Source organism: Serratia oryzae, assembly GCF_001976145.1.
In the GTDB taxonomy this organism is placed as follows: Bacteria; Pseudomonadota; Gammaproteobacteria; order Enterobacterales; family Enterobacteriaceae; genus Chania; species Chania oryzae.
Genome location: NZ_MOXD01000001.1, coordinates 125,687 through 148,698 on the forward strand (window position 1 = coordinate 125,687; position 23,012 = coordinate 148,698).

22 protein-coding genes are annotated in these 23,012 nt (G+C 52.5%); 8 read left to right on the plus strand and 14 right to left on the minus strand.

The annotated features are described in order from the left end of the window. Positions 1-16: 16 nt before the first annotated feature. On the plus strand, positions 17-2,068 hold the full coding sequence (gene prc, locus BMI79_RS00560; RefSeq protein WP_076939896.1) for a carboxy terminal-processing peptidase: 2,052 nt from the start codon (positions 17-19) through the stop codon (positions 2,066-2,068). A 493-nt stretch (positions 2,069-2,561) separates the two neighbouring features. Beyond that, complete coding sequence (gene htpX / locus BMI79_RS00565; protein ID WP_076939897.1) at positions 2,562-3,443, plus strand: protease HtpX; 882 nt, start codon at positions 2,562-2,564, stop codon at positions 3,441-3,443. A gap of 38 nt (positions 3,444-3,481) precedes the next feature. Here the strand turns inward: htpX and BMI79_RS00570 are convergent, their stop codons facing one another. After that, a complete protein-coding gene (locus BMI79_RS00570) occupies positions 3,482-4,888 on the minus strand; it encodes an MFS transporter (RefSeq protein ID WP_076939898.1) in 1,407 nt (468 codons plus the stop codon). 230 nt (positions 4,889-5,118) lie between these two features. On the opposite strand from BMI79_RS00570, the gene kdgR reads away from it, so the two are divergent. Continuing rightward, positions 5,119-5,910: a DNA-binding transcriptional regulator KdgR gene (kdgR, locus tag BMI79_RS00575; protein WP_076939899.1), complete on the plus strand. Its 792-nt coding sequence runs from the start codon at positions 5,119-5,121 to the stop codon at positions 5,908-5,910. Between the two features lie 81 nt (positions 5,911-5,991). Here the strand turns inward: kdgR and BMI79_RS00580 are convergent, their stop codons facing one another. From BMI79_RS00580 to hxpB, 5 genes are all read right to left on the minus strand, one after another. Continuing rightward, on the minus strand, positions 5,992-7,383 hold the full coding sequence (locus BMI79_RS00580; protein ID WP_076939900.1) for an L-cystine transporter: 1,392 nt from the start codon (positions 7,381-7,383) through the stop codon (positions 5,992-5,994). A 306-nt stretch (positions 7,384-7,689) separates the two neighbouring features. After that, positions 7,690-8,238 carry a metal-dependent hydrolase gene (locus tag BMI79_RS00585; protein ID WP_076939901.1) on the minus strand — a complete coding sequence of 183 codons (549 nt, stop codon included), beginning with the start codon at positions 8,236-8,238 and terminating at the stop codon, positions 7,690-7,692. Between the two features lie 173 nt (positions 8,239-8,411). Further along, positions 8,412-9,173 carry a 2-dehydro-3-deoxy-D-gluconate 5-dehydrogenase KduD gene (gene kduD / locus BMI79_RS00590; protein WP_076939902.1) on the minus strand — a complete coding sequence of 254 codons (762 nt, stop codon included), beginning with the start codon at positions 9,171-9,173 and terminating at the stop codon, positions 8,412-8,414. Between the two features lie 57 nt (positions 9,174-9,230). Further along, entirely contained in the window at positions 9,231-10,067 is an 837-nt protein-coding gene (gene kduI / locus BMI79_RS00595) for a 5-dehydro-4-deoxy-D-glucuronate isomerase (protein WP_076939903.1), read from the minus strand. A gap of 264 nt (positions 10,068-10,331) precedes the next feature. After that, entirely contained in the window at positions 10,332-10,997 is a 666-nt protein-coding gene (gene hxpB / locus BMI79_RS00600) for a hexitol phosphatase HxpB (RefSeq protein ID WP_076939904.1), read from the minus strand. Positions 10,998-11,152: 155 nt separating this feature from the next. Between hxpB and BMI79_RS00605 the strand changes: the two genes are divergently transcribed. Then, positions 11,153-11,713 carry a YniB family protein gene (locus tag BMI79_RS00605; protein WP_076939905.1) on the plus strand — a complete coding sequence of 187 codons (561 nt, stop codon included), beginning with the start codon at positions 11,153-11,155 and terminating at the stop codon, positions 11,711-11,713. Between the two features lie 45 nt (positions 11,714-11,758). Here BMI79_RS00605 and BMI79_RS00610 read toward each other — a convergent pair whose 3' ends face one another. After that, positions 11,759-12,628: a fructosamine kinase family protein gene (locus BMI79_RS00610; RefSeq protein ID WP_076939906.1), complete on the minus strand. Its 870-nt coding sequence runs from the start codon at positions 12,626-12,628 to the stop codon at positions 11,759-11,761. Between the two features lie 231 nt (positions 12,629-12,859). Here BMI79_RS00610 and BMI79_RS00615 point away from each other — a divergent pair, with 231 nt between their 5' ends. Continuing rightward, positions 12,860-13,309, plus strand: coding sequence for a GNAT family N-acetyltransferase (locus tag BMI79_RS00615; RefSeq protein WP_076939907.1), 450 nt, complete (start codon positions 12,860-12,862; stop codon positions 13,307-13,309). 76 nt (positions 13,310-13,385) lie between these two features. On the opposite strand, the gene ghoS is transcribed toward BMI79_RS00615, so the two are convergent. Further along, positions 13,386-13,691, minus strand: coding sequence for a type V toxin-antitoxin system endoribonuclease antitoxin GhoS (gene ghoS / locus BMI79_RS00620; protein WP_076939908.1), 306 nt, complete (start codon positions 13,689-13,691; stop codon positions 13,386-13,388). A 73-nt stretch (positions 13,692-13,764) separates the two neighbouring features. On the opposite strand from ghoS, the gene BMI79_RS00625 reads away from it, so the two are divergent. Continuing rightward, positions 13,765-14,463 carry a transglycosylase SLT domain-containing protein gene (locus tag BMI79_RS00625; RefSeq protein WP_425272334.1) on the plus strand — a complete coding sequence of 233 codons (699 nt, stop codon included), beginning with the start codon at positions 13,765-13,767 and terminating at the stop codon, positions 14,461-14,463. 85 nt (positions 14,464-14,548) lie between these two features. Here the strand turns inward: BMI79_RS00625 and BMI79_RS00630 are convergent, their stop codons facing one another. After that, positions 14,549-15,760, minus strand: a complete 1,212-nt coding sequence (locus tag BMI79_RS00630; RefSeq protein ID WP_076939909.1) for an alpha/beta hydrolase — start codon at positions 15,758-15,760, stop codon at positions 14,549-14,551. A gap of 252 nt (positions 15,761-16,012) precedes the next feature. Here BMI79_RS00630 and BMI79_RS00635 point away from each other — a divergent pair, with 252 nt between their 5' ends. Beyond that, the gene (locus BMI79_RS00635) at positions 16,013-16,897 is read left to right on the plus strand and encodes a PHP domain-containing protein (RefSeq protein WP_076939910.1); all 885 of its coding nucleotides are present in this window, start codon (positions 16,013-16,015) and stop codon (positions 16,895-16,897) included. Positions 16,898-16,951: 54 nt separating this feature from the next. Here BMI79_RS00635 and BMI79_RS00640 read toward each other — a convergent pair whose 3' ends face one another. The 3 genes from BMI79_RS00640 to BMI79_RS00650 form a co-directional block, all read right to left on the minus strand. Then, positions 16,952-17,641, minus strand: a complete 690-nt coding sequence (locus tag BMI79_RS00640; protein WP_076939911.1) for a MarC family NAAT transporter — start codon at positions 17,639-17,641, stop codon at positions 16,952-16,954. 63 nt (positions 17,642-17,704) lie between these two features. Further along, positions 17,705-19,069, minus strand: a complete 1,365-nt coding sequence (locus BMI79_RS00645) for an MATE family efflux transporter (RefSeq protein ID WP_076939912.1) — start codon at positions 19,067-19,069, stop codon at positions 17,705-17,707. Positions 19,070-19,130: 61 nt separating this feature from the next. Beyond that, the gene (locus tag BMI79_RS00650; RefSeq protein WP_076939913.1) at positions 19,131-19,700 is read right to left on the minus strand and encodes a DUF2239 family protein; all 570 of its coding nucleotides are present in this window, start codon (positions 19,698-19,700) and stop codon (positions 19,131-19,133) included. Between the two features lie 489 nt (positions 19,701-20,189). Between BMI79_RS00650 and BMI79_RS00655 the strand changes: the two genes are divergently transcribed. Further along, on the plus strand, positions 20,190-21,392 hold the full coding sequence (locus tag BMI79_RS00655; RefSeq protein WP_083704337.1) for a tyrosine-type recombinase/integrase: 1,203 nt from the start codon (positions 20,190-20,192) through the stop codon (positions 21,390-21,392). Here BMI79_RS00655 and BMI79_RS00660 read toward each other — a convergent pair. Continuing rightward, complete coding sequence (locus tag BMI79_RS00660) at positions 21,356-21,604, minus strand: hypothetical protein (protein ID WP_076939914.1); 249 nt, start codon at positions 21,602-21,604, stop codon at positions 21,356-21,358. The two genes, BMI79_RS00655 and BMI79_RS00660, sit on opposite strands and share 37 nt — an antisense overlap. Then, positions 21,604-22,995 (minus strand): DEAD/DEAH box helicase, encoded by a 1,392-nt coding sequence (locus tag BMI79_RS00665; RefSeq protein WP_076939915.1) that lies wholly within the window; start codon positions 22,993-22,995, stop codon positions 21,604-21,606. The genes BMI79_RS00660 and BMI79_RS00665 overlap by 1 nt, the downstream gene beginning before the upstream one ends. Positions 22,996-23,012: the final 17 nt, after the last annotated feature.

Genomic DNA, 23,012 nt, shown 5'->3' on the forward strand with positions numbered 1-23,012 from the left:
GGAGACCAACCAAGGCATGAACAAATTTGTCAGATTAACAGCAGCTGTGGCTCTGCTGTGGGCTGGGGTCAGTTTCGGAGCGGATACAGCCAACATCCGCATCGATCAACTGCCGCAGCTTGAGCAGGAACCGCAACATGCTACCGTGAGTGAGCGCGTGACTTCGCGCTTCACTCGCTCTCATTACCGTCAGTTTGCCCTTGACGCAGATTTTTCAGGCAAGATCTTCGATCGTTTCCTGAATATGCTGGATTACAGCCATAACGTTTTGCTGGCTTCCGATGTGGCGCAGTTTGCCGACAAGCGCAGCACGTTGGGGGAAGAGCTGAAATCTGGCAAGCTGAGCACCCCTTATGCCTTGTTCAATCTGGCGCAGAAGCGCCGTTTTGAGCGCTACCAGTATGCGCTGTCGCTGCTGGAAAAACCGATGAACTTCACCGGCGATGACACGATTGATATCGACCGCAGCAAAGCGCCGTGGCCGAAAGATAAAGCCGAGTTGGATCGCCTGTGGGATGCCAAGGTCAAGTATGATCAGCTCAACCTGAAGCTGACCGGCAAAACCGAACAAGAAATCCGTGATACGCTGACCAAGCGTTATCAATTCGCGATCAAACGCCTGACGCAAAGCAACAGCGAAGACGTCTTCACGCTGATCATGACGGCTTTCGCGCATGAGATTGATCCGCACACCAATTACCTGTCTCCACGCAATACCGAGCAATTCAATACCGAAATGAGCCTGTCGTTGGAAGGCATCGGTGCCGTGCTGCAGATGGATGATGATTATACGGTGATCAACTCCATGGTGCCGGGCGGCCCGGCGGCGAAGAGCAAAAGCATTACCGTGGGCGATCGTATTGTTGGCGTTGGCCAAACGGGTAAACCGATGGTGGATGTCATTGGCTGGCGCCTGGACGACGTCGTCTCCCTGATTAAAGGGCCAAAAGGCAGCAAAGTGCGCTTGGAGATCCTGCCCGCAGGTAAGGGCACCAAGACTCGTGTGGTGACCTTGACCCGTGAGCGTATCCGCCTGGAAGACCGTGCGGTGAAAATGACCATCAAGACCGTGGGTAACCAGAAAGTCGCGGTAATGGACATTCCTGGTTTCTATGTTGGGCTGACTGATGACGTCAAGGTTCAGTTGCAAAAGATGGCTAAGCAGAACGTTGATAGCCTGATCATTGACCTGCGATCCAACGGTGGTGGGGCACTGACGGAAGCCGTATCGCTTTCTGGCCTGTTTATTCCAAGCGGCCCGGTGGTGCAAGTGCGCGATAACAACGGCAAAATCCGTGAAGATGCGGATACTGATGGCGTGGTGTATTACAAAGGGCCTCTGGTGGTGCTGGTTGACCGTTTCAGTGCTTCGGCCTCTGAGATCTTCGCGGCCGCGATGCAAGACTATGGCCGTGCTTTGATCGTGGGTGAGCCTACCTTTGGTAAAGGCACGGTGCAGCAGTACCGTTCGTTGAACCGTATTTACGATCAAATGCTGCGCCCTGAATGGCCTGCGTTAGGCTCTGTGCAGTATACCATTCAGAAGTTCTACCGTGTTGATGGTGGCAGCACTCAGCGTAAAGGCGTAACGCCAGATATTCTGATGCCGACCGGTATCGATCCGGCGGAAACCGGTGAAAGCTTCGAAGACAACGCTATGCCATGGGATAGCATCAATGCGGCTACCTACACCAAGACGGGGGATATGAAGCCGTTCGAACCGCAACTGCTGAAAGATCACGAGCAGCGTATTGCTAAGGATCCCGAGTTCCAGTTTATCGCGCAGGATATCGCTCATTACAAAGCGTTGAAGGCTAAGAAAAACATCATTTCTCTCAATCTGGCCACGCGCGAGAAAGAGAACCATGACGATGATGCGACGCGCTTGAAACGCATTAACGAACGCTTGCAGCGTGAAGGGAAGAAACCGTTGAAGTCCCTGGATAATGTTCCGAAGGATTACAAAGATCCGGATCCGTATCTGGATGAAACGGTTAGGATTGCTTTGGATCTCGCCAATATCGAGAAACAGCAACCCTCGCAGCAAGCAGCAGCCCCAGCCAAGTAATGTGTTGGATTCTGAATGGAAACGCATCTTTCGGGGTGCGTGAGGTTGATGACAAAGTAGCTTTCAATCTGGATACTCGGGCCTAGTGCACCGAGGGGCTATGATGGGACACATCCTTGTGTCCCCCTCTACGGGCCGACTTAATGTCGTTCAAATTTGCTCCCGGCAAATTTGTTGGCGGCTTGCGCCGCAACGACCCCTTAGGCACGCTCACCCGAATATCGGGCTTTGTCCGCAGTCTGACGCACCTTTTGAGGTGCGTTTTTTATTACAGTGTTCAACATGATTTCCCCTCTATAATTGTTTTAAGGCCTAACACGTTTTCGCAACAATCGTTTACAATTTACAGAGACGTTATTGAGTGTCGTTTTTGTAAAGTTTCGTATTTTTAGTAGGTTAATGGCGCATAACTCTTGAAACTGTGACAAATGCCCATACGATCAGAGTATCTGAGGCCGTGTTTTGTTAACATTTATGAGGAAGTAAACATTCTATGATGCGTATAGCTCTGTTCCTGCTCACCAACTTGGCGGTGATGTTGGTTTTCGGGTTGGTACTCAGCCTGACAGGAATCCGATCCAGTAGCGTCCAGGGCCTAATGATCATGGCCGGTTTATTCGGTTTCGGTGGTGCCTTTGTTTCGCTGCTGATGTCGAAATGGATGGCGCTGCGTTCCGTCGGTGGCGAAGTGATCACACAACCGCGTAACGAAACTGAAAACTGGCTGTTGGAAACGGTGCGCCGTCAGTCACAGCAGGCAGGTATTGCCATGCCACAGGTGGCGATCTATCACGCACCGGATATCAATGCGTTCGCCACTGGCGCGCGCCGTGATGCTTCGTTGGTGGCGGTCAGCACCGGTCTGCTGCAAGGCATGAGCCGTGATGAGGCCGAAGCGGTTATTGCGCACGAAATCAGCCACGTTGCCAATGGTGACATGGTGACCATGACCCTGATTCAAGGGGTAGTGAACACCTTTGTGATCTTTATTTCGCGCCTGATTGCGCAAGTGGCCGCAGGCTTTATGGGTAACCGCGACGGTGAAGGTGAAGGTAACGGCAACCCGATGATTTACTTCGGTGTTTCGATGGTGCTGGAACTGGTGTTTGGGATTCTGGCCAGCATTATCACCATGTGGTTCTCGCGTCACCGTGAGTTCCATGCTGACGCCGGTTCAGCCAAACTGGTGGGCCGCGAGAAGATGATTGCTGCACTGCAACGCTTAAAAACCAGCTATGAACCGCAGGAAGCGGGCAGCATGATGGCATTCTGTATTAACGGCAAATCCAAGTCGTTCAGCGAATTGTTCATGTCACACCCACCGTTGGACAAGCGTATTGAAGCGCTGCGTTCCGGCCAATATCTGAAGTCATAATCAGCAGTTAATAAAAGCCCCGGTTTTCCGGGGTTTTTTTATGTCGCTGAGTCAGGCTCATCAGTGCGTGTAGGGGGCACTGAAAGGGGTTGGGTGATGCGCAGGCAACTTACTACGGCTGCCACACTGGCAAAGGCACCAGCAAGCACCAGCGAGGCGTGAGTGGCGTTATTGTGGAACAGGTTAAACATCAGGGCAACCAGCGCTGCGCCCGAGGTTTGCCCCAGCAGGCGCGCAGTGCCGAGCATACCGCTGGCACCGCCGCTACGATGTCGCGGTGCGGCAGAAATGATGGTGTGATTATTGGGGGACTGGAACAGCCCGAACCCTATGCCGCAAAGAACCATACGCCAAATGATGTCCAGATCCGTTGGAGCGGCTGGCAACATCGCCAACAAAAACAGGCCAAGAGCAAAGGTCGCCAGACCGATGCCCCCTAACAATCCGGCGTGAACATGTTCCACCAGGCGGCCAGCAATCGGCGCGACTACGATGATCGCCAGTGGCCAAGGGGTTAACAACAGGCCGGTGGCCACTTCGTCACGGCCCAAGGCACCTTGCAGGAAAAAGGGTAGCGACACCATTGCCAGCATCTGTGCGGTAAAAGAACAGATCGAGGTGCCCATTGATAGGGCAAAGATAGGAATGCGTAGCAAATCCACGGGTAAGAGAGGGGACTCCTGATCCAGTTGGCGGCGCACAAAGAAATAGCCAATCACCAATAATGCGGCAACTTCAGCGGCGATCAACAGCAGGCTCTGCCCTTGGGCAAAACCGCTGATGGCGGTGATCAACAGGCCAAACGTCAATGCGTTCATCACGGCACTGGTAGGATCAAACCGCTGGCTGCTCTTTTTCTGGCTGTTTGCCGGCAAAAATTTCATTCCCAACAGCAAGGCAACGATCCCGATCGGCAAATTGATGGCAAACAGCCACTGCCACGAAGCGACAGCGAGAATAGCAGCGGCGATCGTGGGGCCGGCAGCGGAAGAACAAGCCACGATCAACGAATTGATGGCGATACCGCGGCCAAGAAAGCGCTGTGGGTAGATAATGCGGATAAGGGCGGTATTGACGCTCATGATTGCCGCTGCACCAAAGCCCTGCAGCACACGTGCAATGGTTAGCGTGACCAGTGAATCAGACAGTGCGCAGAACAGCGAGGTAATGCTGAAGACCAGCAGACCGGCCTGATAAATACGACGATAGCCAATCAGATCGCCGAGTGAGGCCAGTGACAATAACGAAATAACCACCGCCAATTGATAGGCATTCACCACCCAAATCGAACTGGCTGGGCTAGCCTGTAGATCGCGGGCAATCGTCGGCAGAGCGACGTTGGCGATCGTACCGTCAAGTACGGAAACGGTAATGCCCAACGCAATGGCAAGGATCGCGCCATACCGCTGTGGGGCGGGGAGACCATCGGAACAAGAACGCGTCATAGTTAAGATATTTATAAACAGGGGGAATATTAATATGCTAATCATATTTGCTGCTGAATGCACTTCTCCTTTCCCCGCTAAGTGTAAAAAGTGGTGAGAAGTGTGTCGCTAATTGCTTCATTGCTGGTCATTATTCCTTAACTTTCGTTGCGCGGGGTGAAATGTTCCGATTATACTGAAACTCTTGTTCAAATTTCCTAAAACAAAAACAGGTGAGTAAGGTATTGACCATGGCTAACGCAGATCTAGACAAGCAACCGGATTCGGTCTCATCAGTGCTGAAAGTGTTTGGCATCTTGCAGGCATTGGGCGACGAACGCGAGATTGGTATTACCGAACTTTCTCAGCGGGTGATGATGTCCAAAAGCACCGTTTACCGTTTCCTGCAGACGATGAAGTCGCTGGGCTATGTGGCTCAGGAAGGGGAGTCTGAGAAGTATTCCCTCACCTTGAAATTATTTGAGCTGGGGGCCAAATCGCTGCAAAACGTCGATCTGATCCGCAGTGCTGACATCCAGATGCGTGAACTGTCAAACCAGACGCGTGAAACTATTCACCTGGGTGCGCTGGATGAAGACAGCATTGTTTATGTCCATAAAATTGATTCGATGTATAACCTGCGTATGTACTCGCGCATTGGTCGCCGTAACCCGCTGCACAGCACCGCCATTGGTAAAGTGCTGCTGGCATGGCGCGATCGCGGTGAAGTGGAAGAGATCCTTTCGCACGTCGAGTTCACTCGCAGCACCCCTCACACCATCGTCAGCGCCAAGGCGCTTTTGCCTGTGCTGGATAAAGTGCGCGAGCAGGGGTTTGGTGAAGATATTGAGGAGCAGGAAGAAGGGCTGCGCTGCATCGCGGTTCCGGTGTTTGACCGCTTTGGTGTGGTTATCGCCGGCCTGAGTATCTCCTTCCCAACGATTCGTTTCTCTGAAGAAGCTAAAGAGGGCTATGTGGCACAGTTGCACACTGCCGCTCGTCTGATTTCAGAGCAGATGGGGTTTCACGACTACCCGTTTTAATCGCTTACTCTGTGTGACTGCAATAAAAAAACCGGCGCATTGATTTAATGCCGCCGGTTTTTTTGTTACTGCGATAAATCTTTACCGATGAGCCAGGTCCACTTCGTCTTCAGCGTCCATGATGGATTTATCGGTCTGCTTCATCAATTGGCTGGTGACGGTGCCTGCGGTCATCGCACCGCTGACGTTCAATGCGGTACGGCCCATGTCGATTAAGGGTTCAACGGAGATCAGCAGGGCAACCAGCGTTACCGGTAAGCCCATCGCCGGTAAAACAATCAGGGCAGCGAAGGTTGCACCGCCGCCGACGCCGGCGACACCGGCAGAACTGATAGTCACGAGCCCTACCAGCGTGGCGATCCACATCGGGTCTAGCGGGTTAATACCCACGGTCGGCGCGACCATCACCGCTAACATGGCAGGATACAGGCCTGCACAGCCGTTCTGCCCGATAGTGGCACCAAAAGAGGCTGAGAAGCTGGCGATGGATTCTGGCACACCCAAACGACGGGTTTGTGCTTCCACGTTCAGCGGAATACTGGCGGCGCTGGAGCGGCTGGTGAAGGCAAAGGTCAGAACCGGCAGCACCTTGCGGAAGAATTTCAACGGGTTAACCCCGGTAACGGCCAACAACAGAGCGTGAACGGCGAACATCATCGCCAGGCCAAGATAAGAGGCTACCACGAAGCTACCCAGCTTGATGATGTCTTGAATGTTGGAACCGGCAACCACTTTGGTCATCAGCGCCAGCACACCGTATGGGGTGAGCTTCATTACCAGACGCACCAGCTTCATCACCCAGGCTTGCAGGGTATCGATCGCCGCCAGCACACGTTGGCCTTTTTCTGTATCGTCTTTCAGCAGTTGCAGAGATGCCACGCCCAGGAAGGCGGCAAAAATCACTACGCTGATAATTGACGTCGGGTTGGCACCGGTGAGATCGGCAAAGGGGTTTTTCGGTATAAATGACAATACCAGCTGTGGCACGGTCAGATCGGCCACTTTACCTACGTAATTGTTCTCAATCGCTAAAAGACGCGCGCTTTCCTGCGTACCTTGCACCAAGCCTTCGGCTGTCAGGCCGAACAGATTGGTGACGAATACCCCTACCAGTGCGGCGATCAGCGTGGTGAACAGCAGGGTGCCAATCGTCAGGACGCTGATTTTGCCTAAAGAAGCGGCATTATGCAGTTTGGCTACCGCGCTCAAGATTGAGGCAAATACCAGCGGCATCACGATCATCTGCAGCAGTTGTACATAGCCGTTACCGACAATGTTGAACCAGGTGATGGATTCTTTCAGCACCGGGTTATCTGAACCATAAACCCCTTGCAGTGCCAGACCAAATAGCACGCCGATCACCAGACCGACCAACACTTTCTTCGCCAGGCTCCATTGCGTATGGCGGGTTTGCGCCAACAGCAAAAGCAGGGCGACAAAAACCAGCACGTTTAATACGAGCGGTAGATTCATCCCATCTCTCCAATCATCTTTTTATAGTCTATACCCAAAATAATTCGAGTTGCTTGTAGGCGGCAAGCGCGTGAGCCCCTGGGAGCATAGAGAACTATGTGACCAGGGTGAACGCGTGCAGCCAACACCCAAGCAACTTGAAGTATGAAGGGTATAAAGGTGCTACCCATCGAGGTATAGCGATGCAAATATCGTAACAGTTTGCGAGAAAGCTCACTTATATCCAAATGGAATGGAATATAACTTTCGGCGCAAATTTGTTTAATCTGCACGCGTAAAGAACAGAAAATCACCGGAATTTTGTGATCACAATCGAATATTTTTTATTTGTTCAAAATATGACTGTACGGGAAAGGTATATCCCCCCTGCCAATAGAGAGCAAAAGCCACCAAGCACAAGCACAGGACGCGTTCCAGTTGGTTACCTTTCTGCGAGTTCAGCAGCGGCAGGCCGAAACGCCAGCGGCAGGGCCACAACAGTGGTACACCTGCGGGGGTCAGCATGTCGGCCAATAAATGGCTGAAATAGCCGATGATCATTGCGTGCAGCACATCAATAGGGATTAGCCAACTCTGGGGGACGTCTAAGCGGAACAGCATCATACCGCCGAGGATCGCCAGCAGGCTATGCGTGAAGCCGCGATGGCCGAAAGCGCGTGACATTGGGATCGAGATCCAGCGCAGACGCTGGCCTAGCACAGATTTGGGGTGGTCGATATCTGGCAATAACGATGTCAGCAAGGCAGCAGGAATAATATGCCACCAGTCACCGTTGGCCAGTTCGGGCGTGACCTCTGCCTTTTTGGCGAAGATCGAACAGGCAACAGAGAAAATAAGATGTCCTTCCGCGGTCATGCTGTTGTTATTCCGGTTACTAAACTGTTAATTTATCCAGTATATGGTTTTTTTTACAGTTGCGGAAGATGTTACCGTGTAACTGATTGTTTATTTTCCGGCGTATTACAATGAGTTGAGTCAATAAAAAGGCCCTGGATGCAGGGCCTTGGTGAATGTATTGAGACCTGCGTTCAGCGTGCCAGCCAACCACCGTCCACCGCAACGGTATAACCATTCACATAGTCAGAGGCGGCAGAGGCCAGAAACACGATCGGCCCCATAATGTCTTCCGGTGTACCCCAGCGCCCGGCGGGGATACGCTCCAGGATTTGCTGATTACGCTCTTCGTTAGTGCGCAGTTGCTGAGTGTTGTTGGTGGCCATATAGCCAGGGGCGATCGCATTCACGTTGATACCATAGTGCGCCCATTCGTTTGCCAACAGGCGGGTAATGCCCAACACGGCGCTTTTCGAGGCGGTATAGGAGGGCACACGGATGCCCCCCTGGAAAGAGAGCATCGAGGCGATATTAATGATTTTGCCGCCGTTCCCTTGGCTGACGAACTGCTTCGCCACGGCCTGCGCCATAAAGAACAGGGTTTTGATGTTGACGTCCATCACCGCATCCCAGTCTTTTTCGCTGAAGCTGAGTGCGTCTTCGCGCCGGATAATGCCCGCGTTATTAACCAGAATATCAATCTTGCCGCATTCGCGAACGGCGTCTTCCAACAAGGCAGGAATGGCATCAATCTTGCCAAGATCGGCTTTCAGATTGAGGAAACGGCGCCCGAGCTGGGTTACTTTAGCGATCGTCTCATGCGGATCGCTGCGGTTGATGCCGATAATGTCGCAACCGGCCTGAGCTAAACCCACCGCCATACCTTGGCCCAAACCGGTATTACAGCCGGTGATTAGCGCTACTTTGCCTTTGAGATCAAAGGAATTCAAAATCATGATTGCATTCTCTTGTGGCACAGCGAAATACGCCGCACCGATGATTGCTGAAGGGGGTTAGCGCAGATCGCCGGTAGCCACGTGGTCCATATCACCAAAGACCTGGTTTTCACCCACCATGCCCCAGATAAAGGTGTAACGCTTGGTGCCTACGCCGGAATGAATCGACCAGCTTGGTGAAATCACCGCCTGTTCGTTGTGCACCAACAGATGGCGGGTTTCCTGCGGTTGCCCCATCATGTGGAACACTGCGGTTTCTTCGTCCATGTCGAAATAGAAATACACTTCCATTCGGCGTTCATGGGTATGGCAAGGCATGGTATTCCACAGGTTGCCTTCTGCCAGTTTGGTCAAGCCCATGGTGAGCTGGCAGGTGGGTAAGACATCCGGCACGATGAATTTATTGATGGTGCGGCGGTTGCTGGTGGCGTTGTCCCCTAGCGTTTGCGGTGAGGCCTCGGCCAGAGTGATCTTTTTATTTGGATAATGGGTATGCGCAGGGGCGCTGTTGTAATAAAACTTGGCGGGGTTGTGCGGATCCACGCTGCTGAATGTAACGTGCTGTGCACCTTTGCCCACGTACAGTGCTTCTTCCTGACCAATTTCGTAGGTGTGCTCGTCCACCTTCACCACACCCGGCCCACCGATATTAATCATGCCCAACTCACGGCGCTCAAGAAAATAGCCCACGCCCAGTTGTTTACCCACATCGTCACCGATGCTGACCGTGGCATGCACCGGTTTAACCCCGCCGATAATGATGCGGTCAATATGGCTGTAGGTCATAGTGTAGTTGTCGGCTTCGAAGATGTTTTCGATCAGGAACTCGCGGCGTAATCCAGCGGTATCGAGTTGTTTAACCTGGTCACTATGAATGCTTTGACGAACGTCCATCAGCAATATCTCTCTTCTCTGAAATTCACCCTTGAGGAAGAAAGCACCGGACCGCCAGCTTGCGCCGTGTGGCAGTAACAGCGGTCACCGGTTGCCCGGCGTTTTCTTTGTAACGCCAGCATAGAACGGCTGATAAATGAATTCAATAAAAATGAAATGGTGTTTTATTTATTTTATGACGCAGTCGGGGTTTTGCTGTAAAAAGCGCGTGCGATGTCATGCGAGAAGAAAGAAACGGCATCAGCAGGAGCCGATGCCGCAGGATTACGCCAAGTGATCGGCGGTTAACTGCTCAAGGCTGTGCAGTTTATAATCAGCCAGCGCCCAGCGGGGGTCCTGATGGTATTCTTGGGCTGGGATCACAATCGAGCGCATACGTGCCGCTTTGGTGGCGATCATGCCGTTGAAGGAGTCCTCCAGCGTGATGCAGCGCTGAGGCTCGCTGCCCAGACGCTCTGCAGCAATCAAGTAAACCTCGGGGTGTGGTTTGCTGTAGGGCAGATATTCGGCAGAAACCAGTTGATCGAAATAGCTTTCCAGATCGAACATTTTCAGAACCTGCCGCTGCATATGCAGTGGCGAAGCAGAGGCCAGGCCGATATTCAGATCCAGGCTGCGGCACAGCTCCAGCGCCTGCTGCACGCCTGGCAGCAGCGGGCGTTGTTCGCGCACCAGTTCAATAGCCCGCTCGATAATACGTTCAGCCACCTCTTCTTGTGATACGCCTTGCCACGGCATTGACTGGTACCACATTTTCACCACCAGATCGATGCGCAGGCCCAGCGTATCTGGCAGCTTGTGGCGATCGGAGAGATCCAGCCCCAGCTCGCCAAAGATATCCAGTTCCGCCTGCAACCACAGAGGTTCTGAATCGATCAACAAACCGTCCATGTCAAAAATAGCGGTATCTATGCGTTGTGAATAAGTCATTAATGAGTAACTCCTACTGCGCCGGTAAAAGATTATGCTTTCGCCAGTTTAACATTTTTGCCGGCAGCGCTGGGTAAAGAAAACGGTGGGCGAGTTTCATTAACTACAGGTAGACTTAGCCCATTATGGTTATGTCACTGACACAAGGGGAATACATGACGTATCAACAGGCTGGGCGCATTGCCATACTGAAACGTCTTCTGGGATGGGTGGTTTTTATCCCGGCGTTACTTTCAACGCTGGTTTCGCTGTTGAGCTTTGTGTATCAGCACAGTGAGAAAACCAAAGGGATTAACGCCGTGATGCTGGATTTTGTTCACGTTATCGTGGATATGGTACGTTTTAATACCTCGTTCCTGAATATTTTCTGGTACAACTCGCCGGTGCCGGACCTGGAGAAAAGCCTGTTCAGCGGGGCGAATCTGATGTTCATCATCATCTACTTTCTGATTTTTGTGGGCTTGGCGTTACAGACTTCCGGGGCGCGGATGTCGCGTCAGGTGAAGTTTATCCGTGAAGGGTTGGAAGATCAGATGATTTTAGAGCAGGCGAAAGGGAGTGACGGGCAAACGCGTGCGCAGTTAGAAGAACGGATTACGCTGCCGCGTCATACCATCTTTCTGCAGTATTTCCCGTTGTATATTCTGCCAGCGATCATCGCAGTGATTGCCTATTTTGTGCTTAAACTGCTGGGGCAGATGGCGGGCGCTGTGTAGCAGTGGTGGGAAATGTTAGGGCGCTGCTTGCAGCGCCCTGATGATTTAGAAGGCGTCAGGACGCAGCAGAGCGTCGACGGCGCGCTGGGCGTTAACCAAATGTTGGCCACCAAACAGGTTGCTGCGGTTGAGCAGGTAATACAGCTGATACAGCGGTTGCCGCTCGATAAAGCCAGCCTCCAGCGGCCAGACGCTTTGATAGCCATCGTAAATCTGCGCGGGCAGGTCTGGATAGAGCGGCAACATGGACAGATCGCACTCGCGATCGCCCCAGTAGCAGGCAGGATCGAACAGGAATGGTCCATCGGCGGCCAGCGCACAGTTGGCGGGCCACAAATCACCGTGCAGTAGGGAAGGCTGTGGCTGGTGGTTTTGCAGCCGCAGATACACCACGTCGATGATTTCATCAATATCACCGAAGGTCATGCCTTTTTCCGCCGCTAACTGCAATTGCCAACCGATGCGCTGTTCGGCAAAGAATTCGGCCCAGCGGCGTTGCCAGGCATTAGGCTGTGGTGTGGTGGAAAGATCGTTATCGAAATCCAAGCCGAATTGTGGTTGCTCACTCCATTGATGCAGGCGAGCCAACTGCTGGCCCAGACGGTGTGCACCATGGGCATCTAAGGGTTTAAGCGGTTGATATTCGAGCAGCAGAAAACTGTAATCGCGATCGCTGCCAACACCGTACACTTCGGGCACACGTACGGTCTTACTGCGCGCCAACAGGGCCAGTTGATCGGCTTCGGCAGTGAATATCGGCAGCAGTTCGCGGGTATCGCATTTCACAAACACTTCGCTGTCACCGTAACTCACGCGCCACGCCGAATGAATTTCGCCCCCGGGTAGTTCAGTCCTTTCGCGGATTTCTGCGCTGCCAAGATGTTCACTCAACAGACGACTAACGGCTTGCCACATAGTCATTCCCCTCTGTGTTGCCTGCGATTTCATTAGGTTAGCGTCTTTCCAATTGCGAAAACACGACATGGCGCACAGCCATACCAACTATTGACGATAATTTCACTGCCGTGTTCCGGTCAAAGTATATACGCTATTGATTAATTTAAGTACGCAAACTGTTGCAAGTTACTGGCAGCTCAGCGATGTTTGTGCGCTGTGTCTTTAATCAGTGTGTATCAGGAGTGGTAAATGGAGCAAAATATGCAGTGGCAGCGTGGTGTATTTCACATCAGCACCGACAAGAGTGAATTGGATCTGGTGTTTACCCACGCATTTTTGACCACTAGCAGTTGGGCAAAAGGGATTTCATCGGCAACGGTGTGCCTGTCGATAGAAAACAGCCTGTGTTTTGGGCTTTACCATTCGCATCAGCAAATTGGTTTTGCCCGTTTGGTGACTGACTATGCAACGTTTGGTTATTTGTGCGACGTTTTCGTCACGCCAGAATTTGAGCGGCAGGGATTGGCACGTTGGCTAATGGAGTGTTCGCTGGAGCATCCGGTGTTACAACGCCTGCGGCGCATTATGTTGGTGACCAACAGTGCTCCGTGGCTATATCAAAAAGTGGGTTATCAGCCAATTAATGAAGAGAACTTTGCCTGGCATATCGTCCGGCCTGATATTTATCAGCGGCAATAAAGGGTAGAGGAGATCAGGGAACCGTCGCAGATTTCGTGCCCAAGATCGGCGATGAACTCCACGACGGTGAATCAGGCTATTTTAATGTATCAGCATGTAACCGCTTGACGTAGTCCCGGGAGGTGGCAACGGTAACCTGTGGGGGCTTGCCTAAGGCAGCATGGCCGAATCCCTGGGCCAGTTGTTGCACAACCTGTTGATCTAACGGCGTAATCAACGCAAAACTGGTGCTCTCCAGTTGATGGCGAATGCCTCGTTCATCCGTGACTGTGGTGGTAAAACCTTCGCGAGTAAGCTGCCCGCTTAGCTTGGATATGTCGGTAAAACCGTCTTCCTGAACGTTGAAAGTCACCACAAAACAGGTGGGTGGAGATTGACTCATAAATCACCTCTTGATATATGGATACCCTTAGAATAGACCAAAAAAGTCATGCAAGCGTCCTTACAGGTTGTATATGCTAAGCAACTTATTAAAAGGAGCGAGGGATTCTGTGAAAACAAAAATCGTTTGCCTGATGGCAATCTCATTATTAGCCGGTTGCGCGAACGATCCGCAGACAACCAGCAACACCGCAAGCAGTGGTACATCGGGCGGCTGGCTCAAGCCTCCACCGCAAACATCCAGCAACCGTACCGGTACACCGGTCGCTTATAGTGATTATATTCGTCAGGCAGCCAGTAACTATGGTGTTGATGAAAAGCTGATTAAAGCCATTATTCAGGTGGAGTCCGGGTTTAACCCGAACGTCGTCAGCACCTCAAATGCCGTGGGATTAATGCAACTGAAGGCGTCAACCGCCGGGCGTGATGCCTATCGCATGAAAGGAAAAGATGGGCAACCCAGTTCACGTGAGTTGAAGGATCCGGCGGTTAATATTGATCTGGGAACGGCCTATATCAATATTCTTCAAAGCCAGCAGCTAGCCGGGATTACCGATCCACAAACGCTTCGCTATGCCACCATTGTTTCTTATGTCAATGGCGCCGGGGCGATGCTGCGCACATTCTCATCCGATAAGCGCGTAGCGGTAAACCGTATTAACCAGATGAGCCCGGATGAGTTTTACAAACATATCCAGAAGAAGCACCCGGCACCCCAGGCACCGCGCTATCTTTGGAAGGTCACTACCGCCTATCAGGCGATGTCTGAGTAATCAGCTCAACGTCTTTCCATATCGCTACAAGGCCCCTTTACCGGGGCCTTGTGTTTAGCAGGAAAGCCAAACGGCTTAATGCGCATTATTTGCTATCGAACCACAATTTCCACTGCGGCACGGCGGTCGCAAAGGTGCCCCGGTGCGTGGTATCCCCCGTGGAGATCGCCTCAACCTTGGTATTACCTGAGCCCATCGCTTGTGCGTAGGTCATCGCCATACGGCCAACGCCAACCGTGATGGCTTCGTCTGTTTCGCCGTAATAGTTACGAACCGGTGACTGGATCACCCAGCGATAGGCTTGGGCTGTAGCGATCAGCTTGCCGTAGGCCGAGTTGGCAAAGTATTGCGGGTTGAAATATTCCGGCCGTATCAGTTTGTGCAGATCGGTAGGAATATCGTCTGGATTGAACGGTTGGCGCTCATAGGCTTTCTTGGCGACCTCGTAATATTCGTCATTGAGCAATGCGCGGGCCATCCCTGGAATCCCGTAGTAATTCTCGTAAGCGAAAGCCGATAGGATCACGATGCTGTTCAACCAACTTGCGTCAAATTTGCGCGGGAAAAATAGAAAACCGTTCATCAAAGCAAACACGTCAACGGGGGCGCTGGCGGTGGTGGTGCCCTGAGGTTTGATGCCGACACTCTCCAGCTTCTCAAGCATAGCCATGGTCACAAAACCGCCCTGTGACCAGCCGGAAAGGAACAGACGATCGTTGCTCAGCCCCATGTGCTTGAGCACGCTTTGGGCGGCCACCAGCATGTCATAAGTGGCCTGCTGGTGGCTGCCTTTCACCATGTAGCCTTCAGGCTCTGTAGAAACACCTAAGCCAAAATAGTCAGCACCAATAACCACATAGCCTTGCCCGGCAAACTGCGCGATCATCAACTGGGTTTCCGGTGACTGTTCCGGGAATGAGGGAACCTGATATTTTCCATAGACCGTGCCGTGCTGGTAAGACACGAGTGGGAATGTTTTACCTGCGGTATCTGGGATCGCCAGCAGGCCTGAAGCGACCGTTGGCCGGTTGCCGAGCTCCGGGATCACCGAATGATAGGTTACGCGATACAGGTTAACGGCGTTGTGGGCCGGGGTATATTTAACCGTCACTCCGGCAAATTTAGGGGTATCGACATTGAGAATCTGGTTTAACCGCTCACTGCTCCAGCGGTCGATCAACTGATAAGAAACGCTGTCGCTTACCTGAACTTGAGGGTTGTTATTGGTCTCCGCCGTGGCAGGAACCAGCCAGCAAATCAGCAAAATATAAATGAAAGCGTGAAGAGTTTTTAGCATTGATGTTCCCTCAATATAATCATCGTGTAGAACCGCAGATGGGCCTTGCGGATGATGTGCTATCGCTGAGATGTACTTCACCGACGGGCTTGTTAGTCTCGTAATACAATGGGTATTAAATTCATCAGGCCAGCGCAGTGCTTCAATTGCAGGTTAAACATAGTGTGCTTTGGTCAAAAAGACCAAATGGGCCTGTGATAAAACCAGCATAATCAATGGTGCGAATCAGATAGCAGGAACCGAGGAGATAAGATGGAAAAGATTGATCTGCACATGCATTCCAACTATAGCGATGATGCGGACTTCCCGGTTGACGTGCTGATCGCGCGTTGCCAGGAGCAGGGGATCAGCACACTGGCCGTAACCGACCATAACAGCGCTTATTCGGTAGCAGCAGCCAAAGCCTTAGCCTCATCCAGCCTGAATGTGTTGTCCGGTATTGAGATTGACTGCACCTTTGAGGGGCGCAACTATCATCTGCTGGGATATGGTTTTACCCCCAGTGAAGACTTTGTGGCGATCCACCAGAATTTTAGTGCGATCCAGCGGGAGTTGACGCCAAGAAAGTTCGAAAAGCTGCGTGAACTGAATTTCTATCTGGATGAACAGCGGTTGCAGCAGCTGTGTGGTGGCGCTCTTCCACAGGAAGAGCAGATGGGGGAGGTGATACTGGAAGATGAGCGCAATGACGAGCATCCGCTGTTGGTTCCTTATCGTGCCGGTGGCGCCAGAGCGGATATGCCTTTGATCAACTTTTACTGGGATTTTTTTGGGCCAGGCAAAGTGTGCTACATGCCGGTAACCTACCCGGCCATGAGCGACATGGTTGAGGTGATCCGCCAGAATGGTGGCATCCCGATCGTGGCGCATATCGGTGCCAACGTTAAGCAGGATCACACTCAGGTGATTGAGCGTATGCTGAAAGCAGGGGTGATGGGGGTTGAAGTATTCTCCAGTTACCATGGGCCGGAACTGGCTCGTCAGTTGTATGATTTTGCCACTGCACGCGCGGCATTCGTTACCTGCGGCAGCGATTTCCATGGGCGCAACAAACCGAAGATCGAAGTCGGGCAGTGCGCTTACGGCCCGCAACATATAGAGCAAATTCGCCGATTTGTTGCTGCAGCCAGCGCATGACCTGCGTCTGAGGTTAAGGCGCACCACCTTGGTACGCCTTGGTTGCAGGTTTATTTAGAACGTGTTTGGGGTATAGGTGGAGATAATTTCCAATACGCCGTTGATGATAAATTGAACGCCCATACAGACCAGCAGGAATCCCATCAGGCGGGAGATGGCCTCAATGCCGCTCTTGCCCACCAGGCGCATGATGCCGGTCGAACTGCGCAGGCAGGCCCACAAAATCACGGAAACCACCAGGAACGTCGCCACCGGAGCCACCAGTAACACCCAATGGGCAAAGCCTAGCGTGTTTTCTTTGATACTGGATGCAGTACTGATGATCATCGCAATAGTACCCGGCCCGGCGGTGCTCGGCATTGCTAAGGGCACAAAGGCGATATTGGCGGAGGTCTTTTTGCGCAGCTCTTTGCTTTTGGTTTCCACCTCCGGCGTTTCACTCGCCGTTTGCTGCGGGAACAGCATGCGGAAACCGATAAAGGCGACAATCAAACCACCGGCGATGCGCAGGCCGGGAATGGAAATGCCGAAGGTTTTCATGACCAATTGACCAGCGTAGAACGCTATCGTCATGATAAAGAACACATACACCGAGGCCATCAGCGACTGCTGATTACGTTCTTCGCTCGTCATATTACCCGACAGGCCAAGCAGCAACGCCACGGTGGTGAGTGGGTTAGCCAGTGGTAGCAGCAACACCAGTCCCAGCCCGATGGCTTGAAACAACTGCAGAATGGTCAACATAGAAACAAACCCCAAAAAATAATGGACGGTGAACGTACTCAACACGCTTTTGTATCAACAACGCTATACCAAGCGCTCGATCTTTTTGTGCCGCCATACCAGCCTGTAAAAAGCGCTCTGCAACGCCAGCATGGCCAAATAGGCAATCGGGAAGGCCATCCATACGCCCTCGAGGCCAAAGTGGCTGCTGAGAAGGTAGGCGGCAGGTAGCTGCACAACCAGAATACATAAAATTGAAATGGACACGGGGACCAATACGACGCCGCTGGCACGCATGATACCACCGACAATCGCCTGAAAACCAAATACCAGCATGCTCCACAGCATGATATGTAACAAATATTCTGCTTGTGCCAGCACGTTAGGGTTAGTGAGGAACAGGCCCAATAACCAATGTGAAAGCACGTAGCCCAAGACAATCAGCGTGCCGGTCAGCCAGAAATTGATCATCAACCCGGTGCGCAGAATGGGGCTAATCCGTTCCATATGTCCACCGCCGATCGCCTGAGCACCGAGAATCGAAGCCGTAATGGCGATCGACAGCGCCGGGAACTGCACGTAGTTGACGATCTGTGTAACAGCCCCATAGGCTGCGGTTGCATCTGAACCGTGGCGGTTTACCAGCGCCAGAATGGCCAGTTCAGAGATCGAGATCACCACCATCTGCAAGCCGGTCGGTAAACCAATGCGCAACACTTTGCGTAGTACTACTGGGTTGAGCTTCAATGCGGCCAGCATGGCACGGTCGGGGGCCAGGACGTGTTGTTTACGGCGCAGGCGCAGCGCCAGATAGACCATGGCCAGCGCGTTCCCCACCATTCCAGCCAGGGCTGCACTCTGAATGCCCAACGGGGCCAAGCCCAGCCAGCCAAGGATCAGCGCTGGCGTCAGCAACAAGCCAACGCTGGTAGACAGCAACAGTGCCAACAGCGGAGAAACCGTATCGCTGACGCCGCGCAGTAGCTGAGTGAACAGAATAAACACCAGCAGCAGCGGCATGATCAGCATCATAATACGGGCGTAGGAAACCGCTTCTTCCAGCACATCTGGCGGCGTGCCCAGAGTTTGTAACGCCTGCCGCGCAAACAGAGAGCCAAACACGGCGGCCAGCAAACCAATGATGATGCCCAGCATCAGCGCCGTGCCAGCGATGGTTTTCACCTTCTCCGGCTCATTGGCCCCCCATGCCTGCCCAATCAGCACTGATGCCCCGGCGCCGACGCCAATCACCAATGAGATAAAGAAGAAGACAACGGGAAACATACCGGCAATGGCGGCCAGCGCATGAGTGCCGAGCATTTGGCCGATATAGATGCCGTTAAGGGTGCCGGAAAATCCCTGCAGGAAGTTGGACAGTACCATCGGCACTAAAAAGATCAGGTAGATACGCCAAAGCGGCATCTGCCCTTGTTGCGAACGGGTTGGCATTTAACGTTTTCCTGCACTTAAAAGGAGTGTAATAGCATTGATCGTGCTTATCGTTGCACTCTCAAGAGGTGAACGCATCACGGGTCATCCAGGCCAGATGAGCCTGGATGTCGGCTGGCCAGGATGCGATACGTTCGGCAAAAAGTTTGCCATCATGGCCAAACAGCGCACGCACCGCTTCTTCATAACCAGGAAGAGAACCGGCTATAGCGGTCATAAAGCGGTAGCCATTCTCTTTTGCCCGGCGCTCATGGTCTTGCTCCGCCATATTGTGCCGAGCTTCATCAACCAGGCGACGCAATGCCGCAGAGGCACCGCCACGCTGTTGTGCTAACCATTCCCAATGGCGGGGGAGAAGCGTCACTTCACGAGCCACTACGCCAAGCTTTGGCCGGCCAACGGAGGGTTGAGCGTTAGCTTCTGCCTCAGGTGCTGGGGTGTTTTCCTCAGGTTGCGGCCAGGTATAACCTTCAGGCCAGGGGTAATCGACCTGCGCACCAGTGGCATCATCAAACACCAGCAGGCCACCGGCTGAAAGATCGATCGTTGCCAGCATTTTGGAGACTTCGGCGTAGGAGCCCGTAGCGACACGCTGGTAACGTAGAAATGCGGTACATTTGGCGGAGGCCATGGTATTTTTCCTTTTTATACCCGGATTTTATTATTTTACCCGGATTAATTTGGCCGTGCTATGTTTAAAAGTCAAGCATCGTGATATTCACGGAGTCTTACAAATTGTTTCGGTAGGCGGCAATAACCTATTGATGCGGGTGCGATTGCGCTTTATTTATCCGCTACAAATTTAATGTTACTATCCACGGGGCTGTAAACAGCCGCTTGAAGGTACGCGTTTTATTGGCGTATCAAGTTGTGCGCCAATCTGGCAATTGTGGGCGAGATATGATGCATAACTTACTTATTACTAATCAAAATATCTGTACTGCATGTGATCTGTCGTGTAAGCAATGCCCCCAGTTTCACTAAATCCCACCCCGTTTCATTTTCTCGCCTCAAATCGCTGTGTAGCTTGATAAAGACTGAATGTGATGTTTCAATCTGTACTACATTGTTTCAGTCCAAGCCATGAAAATTGTGTACATATCAGTGTACATAATCGGAGATGTACACAGTGCTCACTGACGCCAAGCTGCGCAAACTCAACGGCAAGCCAATCCCCAAATTAATTGAGATGCCGGACGGCGGTGGCCTATCCATCCGCATAACCCCATTGGGGCTGATCGTCTTTCAGTACCGTTACCGTTACGCTGGTAAAGCCAGACGCATGACACTGGGAACTTATGACGCCATATCACTAAAAGATGCGCGTGATATGGTTCAGGAGGCCAAGCGGGCGCTTGCTGAGGGCAAAGATCCGATAACCGTTAAGGCCATGGCATTTGATAAGCAAACAAGCGCGGCCACGGTAGATGCCTGTTTGGCTCATTGGGCGGCGAGTGCCCAGGCGTCCCGACTCGTCAAACTTGAGTATTGGAAGAGGGCATTCGCTCGCCACGTATCGCCCTATGTTGGCGCTATGGTAGTCGATGATATGCAGATATCCCACTGGCAACCTGTATTCAAAAGAATGCGGGAGAACGGCGCGGAGACGTTTGCAGGGATAATGCTCTCAAAGCTCAAGCAGGCCTTTGCCTACTGCGTCCGAACGGAAAAGATAAAGCTTAACCCGATCTCCGCATTGCGGGTGAACGACGTAGGAACGCCGGTTAAGGTCGTGAAACGTTACTTTAGCGACGATGAGATTGGCCGATTCTGGCATGCCCTGGAAGGATCCAGCATAACCTATCAAAACAAGCTGCTCGTAAAACTGTTGCTGTTAACTGGCGCTAGGGGGGTTGAACTCAGAAAGGCGAAGAAGGGGGAGTTTGACTTAAAAAATAGAACGTGGCGAGTTCCTGCGGAAAACTCAAAAACTCGCCAGCCGTTTGAAAGGGGACTTTCGAGGGATGCTGTGGCACTGCTTGAGGAAGCGATAAATCTATACCCGGACATCAAGCAACTTTTCCCACCTGCTGTTAGTAAGGAAGATCGGCCGATGTCGGCAGGGGTGCTGCTTAATCTTGCGGAACAGATCCGTAATGAGATGGGGGTGCATGACTGGGCAATGCATGACTTACGCCGAACAGCTAAGACAAAGATGAGTGAGCTGGGCATACCTCCCCATGTTTCGGAAAAAGTGCTTGGGCATAAGCTGGGGGGAGTGCTTGCCGTATATGACCAGCACTCATACCTGAAAGAACAGCAAGAGGCGCTCGACACCCTCGCCGCTCATATATCAGCCTGTGTATCATCAATGAAGCCGTGATCCCGGAAGAAGCGCATAACGTCGCTGAAGCGGTATTGTTCGCCACCGTTGATCGGGTTTGTTCCAGGAGCTGGGGAGGGGAATGGCTTACCCTCTTTTGCCCACTGTTTTTTCCTGCGCCAAAACGTCGTTCTCGACATGCCGCCAAGTAACTGCTGCACTTTTTCTCGGGTGATAAGCACCGGGGGTAATTTTATGACCTGCTCGTTCATCACATGCCTCTCTTTTTCATTGCTTCTAACAGGATATCCTGCACTTCACGTTTAGAATTGCGCCGCTCCATTACCATTTCATCCATGGTGCCAACGGCAGTAAGGTGGTGTATCCACACTGGGCGGTTATAACCAGCCTGGATCTGCCGGGTTGGCCCAATGCGTTCAATAATTTGCTGGTACTGTTCCAAGTCCCACCAGTGCGAGAAGAACACCAAAATGTTTCCCCCGTCCTGCATATTCAGGCCGTGGCCAGCGCTTGCCGGGTGGGCGAACAACACCGGGATTTTTCCCGCGTTCCAGTCGCGTAGCGTTTGCGGATCGTCGTCCAGGTGGCGGCCTTTGGGAAACGCCTTCAACAACCGGGCGAGGTCGTGTTTCCAGTGGTAAGCGACCAGCACTGGCATCCCTCCCGATTCACTGATCACGCTTTCTAGCACTTGTAGCTTCCCGTCATGTATTTCCTGCCAATTACCTTGGTCGTCTGTGTAGATAGCCCCACTCGCCAACTGCAAACACTTCACCGTCTTGGCGGCCGCGTTCGGTGCTTCGATGTCGTTACCTTCCAGCTCCAGAAACATTTCCTTTTCCATTGCCTGGTATTGCTGCCTAGCCTTGGCCGGTAGATCAACGCGGATCACGTTGTGGATAGGTTCTTCAATATCGAACCAGTCGGCGGCATCCAGTGAGATAGTCACATCAGCTAGCGCTGCCTGCATTTGCTCCTGTGCGAAGGGCCAGGGCTCCAGCTTCGACCATTGCTGGCCGGGGAACTGAATGCTGTTGAACCAACGCGACGTAAACGCGCCATAGGTGCGGCCCAAGCGTTCGCCCTGGTCAACAAACCAGGCTTGCCCCCATAGGTCGATCAGGCCGTTAGGTGCAGGTGTGCCGGTGAGATTGGCCCAGCGGTGGACATGCTTATGTGCCACTTTCGCCAGCGCTGCAGCACGCTTGCCACCCTGCCGCAATCGGAACGACTTTAGCCTTGTACTCTCATCGGGGATCACGGTGCCGAACGGCCAGCGATTGCCGAGCTGTTCAACCAGCCATACGAGGTTGTCATAGTTGCTCGTGTACACGCTCGCGTTACTGTTTTTGAGCGCGGCCAGTCGCTCATTCGCTGTGCCTACAATCGGTTGTACTTCGATGTTTCGTAGGTGGTCCCACTTGTCGGCCTCGTCGGGCCAAGTCGAACGTGCCACGCGTAACGGTGCCAGCACTAACGCTGGTTGTGTCTCGCTGCCCGCCATGAACCGATCTTCCAGCGCTGTGAGCAGGGCCACCGTTTTACCCATACCCATACCGGCCCAGACGTTTGCTCGGGGCGTGTCGTGGATGTGGGTGATGATCAGGTCTTGGTAGGGGCGGGGGGTGAATTTTTTTTGCATAGATGACCTTTTAAGGT

Coding starts and splice junctions, on each gene's coding strand:
- kduI (WP_076939903.1), bottom strand. CDS start 10,067: ATGGACGTTCGTCAAAGCATTCATAGTGACCAGGTTAAACAACTCGAT.
- htpX (WP_076939897.1), top strand. CDS start 2,562: ATGATGCGTATAGCTCTGTTCCTGCTCACCAACTTGGCGGTGATGTTG.
- BMI79_RS00665 (WP_076939915.1), bottom strand. CDS start 22,995: ATGCAAAAAAAATTCACCCCCCGCCCCTACCAAGACCTGATCATCACC.
- BMI79_RS00580 (WP_076939900.1), bottom strand. CDS start 7,383: ATGAATCTACCGCTCGTATTAAACGTGCTGGTTTTTGTCGCCCTGCTT.
- BMI79_RS00630 (WP_076939909.1), bottom strand. CDS start 15,760: ATGCTAAAAACTCTTCACGCTTTCATTTATATTTTGCTGATTTGCTGG.
- BMI79_RS00615 (WP_076939907.1), top strand. CDS start 12,860: ATGGAGCAAAATATGCAGTGGCAGCGTGGTGTATTTCACATCAGCACC.
- BMI79_RS00660 (WP_076939914.1), bottom strand. CDS start 21,604: ATGAACGAGCAGGTCATAAAATTACCCCCGGTGCTTATCACCCGAGAA.
- hxpB (WP_076939904.1), bottom strand. CDS start 10,997: ATGACTTATTCACAACGCATAGATACCGCTATTTTTGACATGGACGGT.
- kdgR (WP_076939899.1), top strand. CDS start 5,119: ATGGCTAACGCAGATCTAGACAAGCAACCGGATTCGGTCTCATCAGTG.
- BMI79_RS00625 (WP_425272334.1), top strand. CDS start 13,765: ATGCTAAGCAACTTATTAAAAGGAGCGAGGGATTCTGTGAAAACAAAA.
- BMI79_RS00640 (WP_076939911.1), bottom strand. CDS start 17,641: ATGTTGACCATTCTGCAGTTGTTTCAAGCCATCGGGCTGGGACTGGTG.
- BMI79_RS00635 (WP_076939910.1), top strand. CDS start 16,013: ATGGAAAAGATTGATCTGCACATGCATTCCAACTATAGCGATGATGCG.
- prc (WP_076939896.1), top strand. CDS start 17: ATGAACAAATTTGTCAGATTAACAGCAGCTGTGGCTCTGCTGTGGGCT.
- BMI79_RS00605 (WP_076939905.1), top strand. CDS start 11,153: ATGACGTATCAACAGGCTGGGCGCATTGCCATACTGAAACGTCTTCTG.
- BMI79_RS00655 (WP_083704337.1), top strand. CDS start 20,190: ATGTACACAGTGCTCACTGACGCCAAGCTGCGCAAACTCAACGGCAAG.
- BMI79_RS00645 (WP_076939912.1), bottom strand. CDS start 19,069: ATGCCAACCCGTTCGCAACAAGGGCAGATGCCGCTTTGGCGTATCTAC.
- BMI79_RS00610 (WP_076939906.1), bottom strand. CDS start 12,628: ATGTGGCAAGCCGTTAGTCGTCTGTTGAGTGAACATCTTGGCAGCGCA.
- ghoS (WP_076939908.1), bottom strand. CDS start 13,691: ATGAGTCAATCTCCACCCACCTGTTTTGTGGTGACTTTCAACGTTCAG.
- kduD (WP_076939902.1), bottom strand. CDS start 9,173: ATGATTTTGAATTCCTTTGATCTCAAAGGCAAAGTAGCGCTAATCACC.
- BMI79_RS00570 (WP_076939898.1), bottom strand. CDS start 4,888: ATGACGCGTTCTTGTTCCGATGGTCTCCCCGCCCCACAGCGGTATGGC.
- BMI79_RS00585 (WP_076939901.1), bottom strand. CDS start 8,238: ATGACCGCGGAAGGACATCTTATTTTCTCTGTTGCCTGTTCGATCTTC.
- BMI79_RS00650 (WP_076939913.1), bottom strand. CDS start 19,700: ATGGCCTCCGCCAAATGTACCGCATTTCTACGTTACCAGCGTGTCGCT.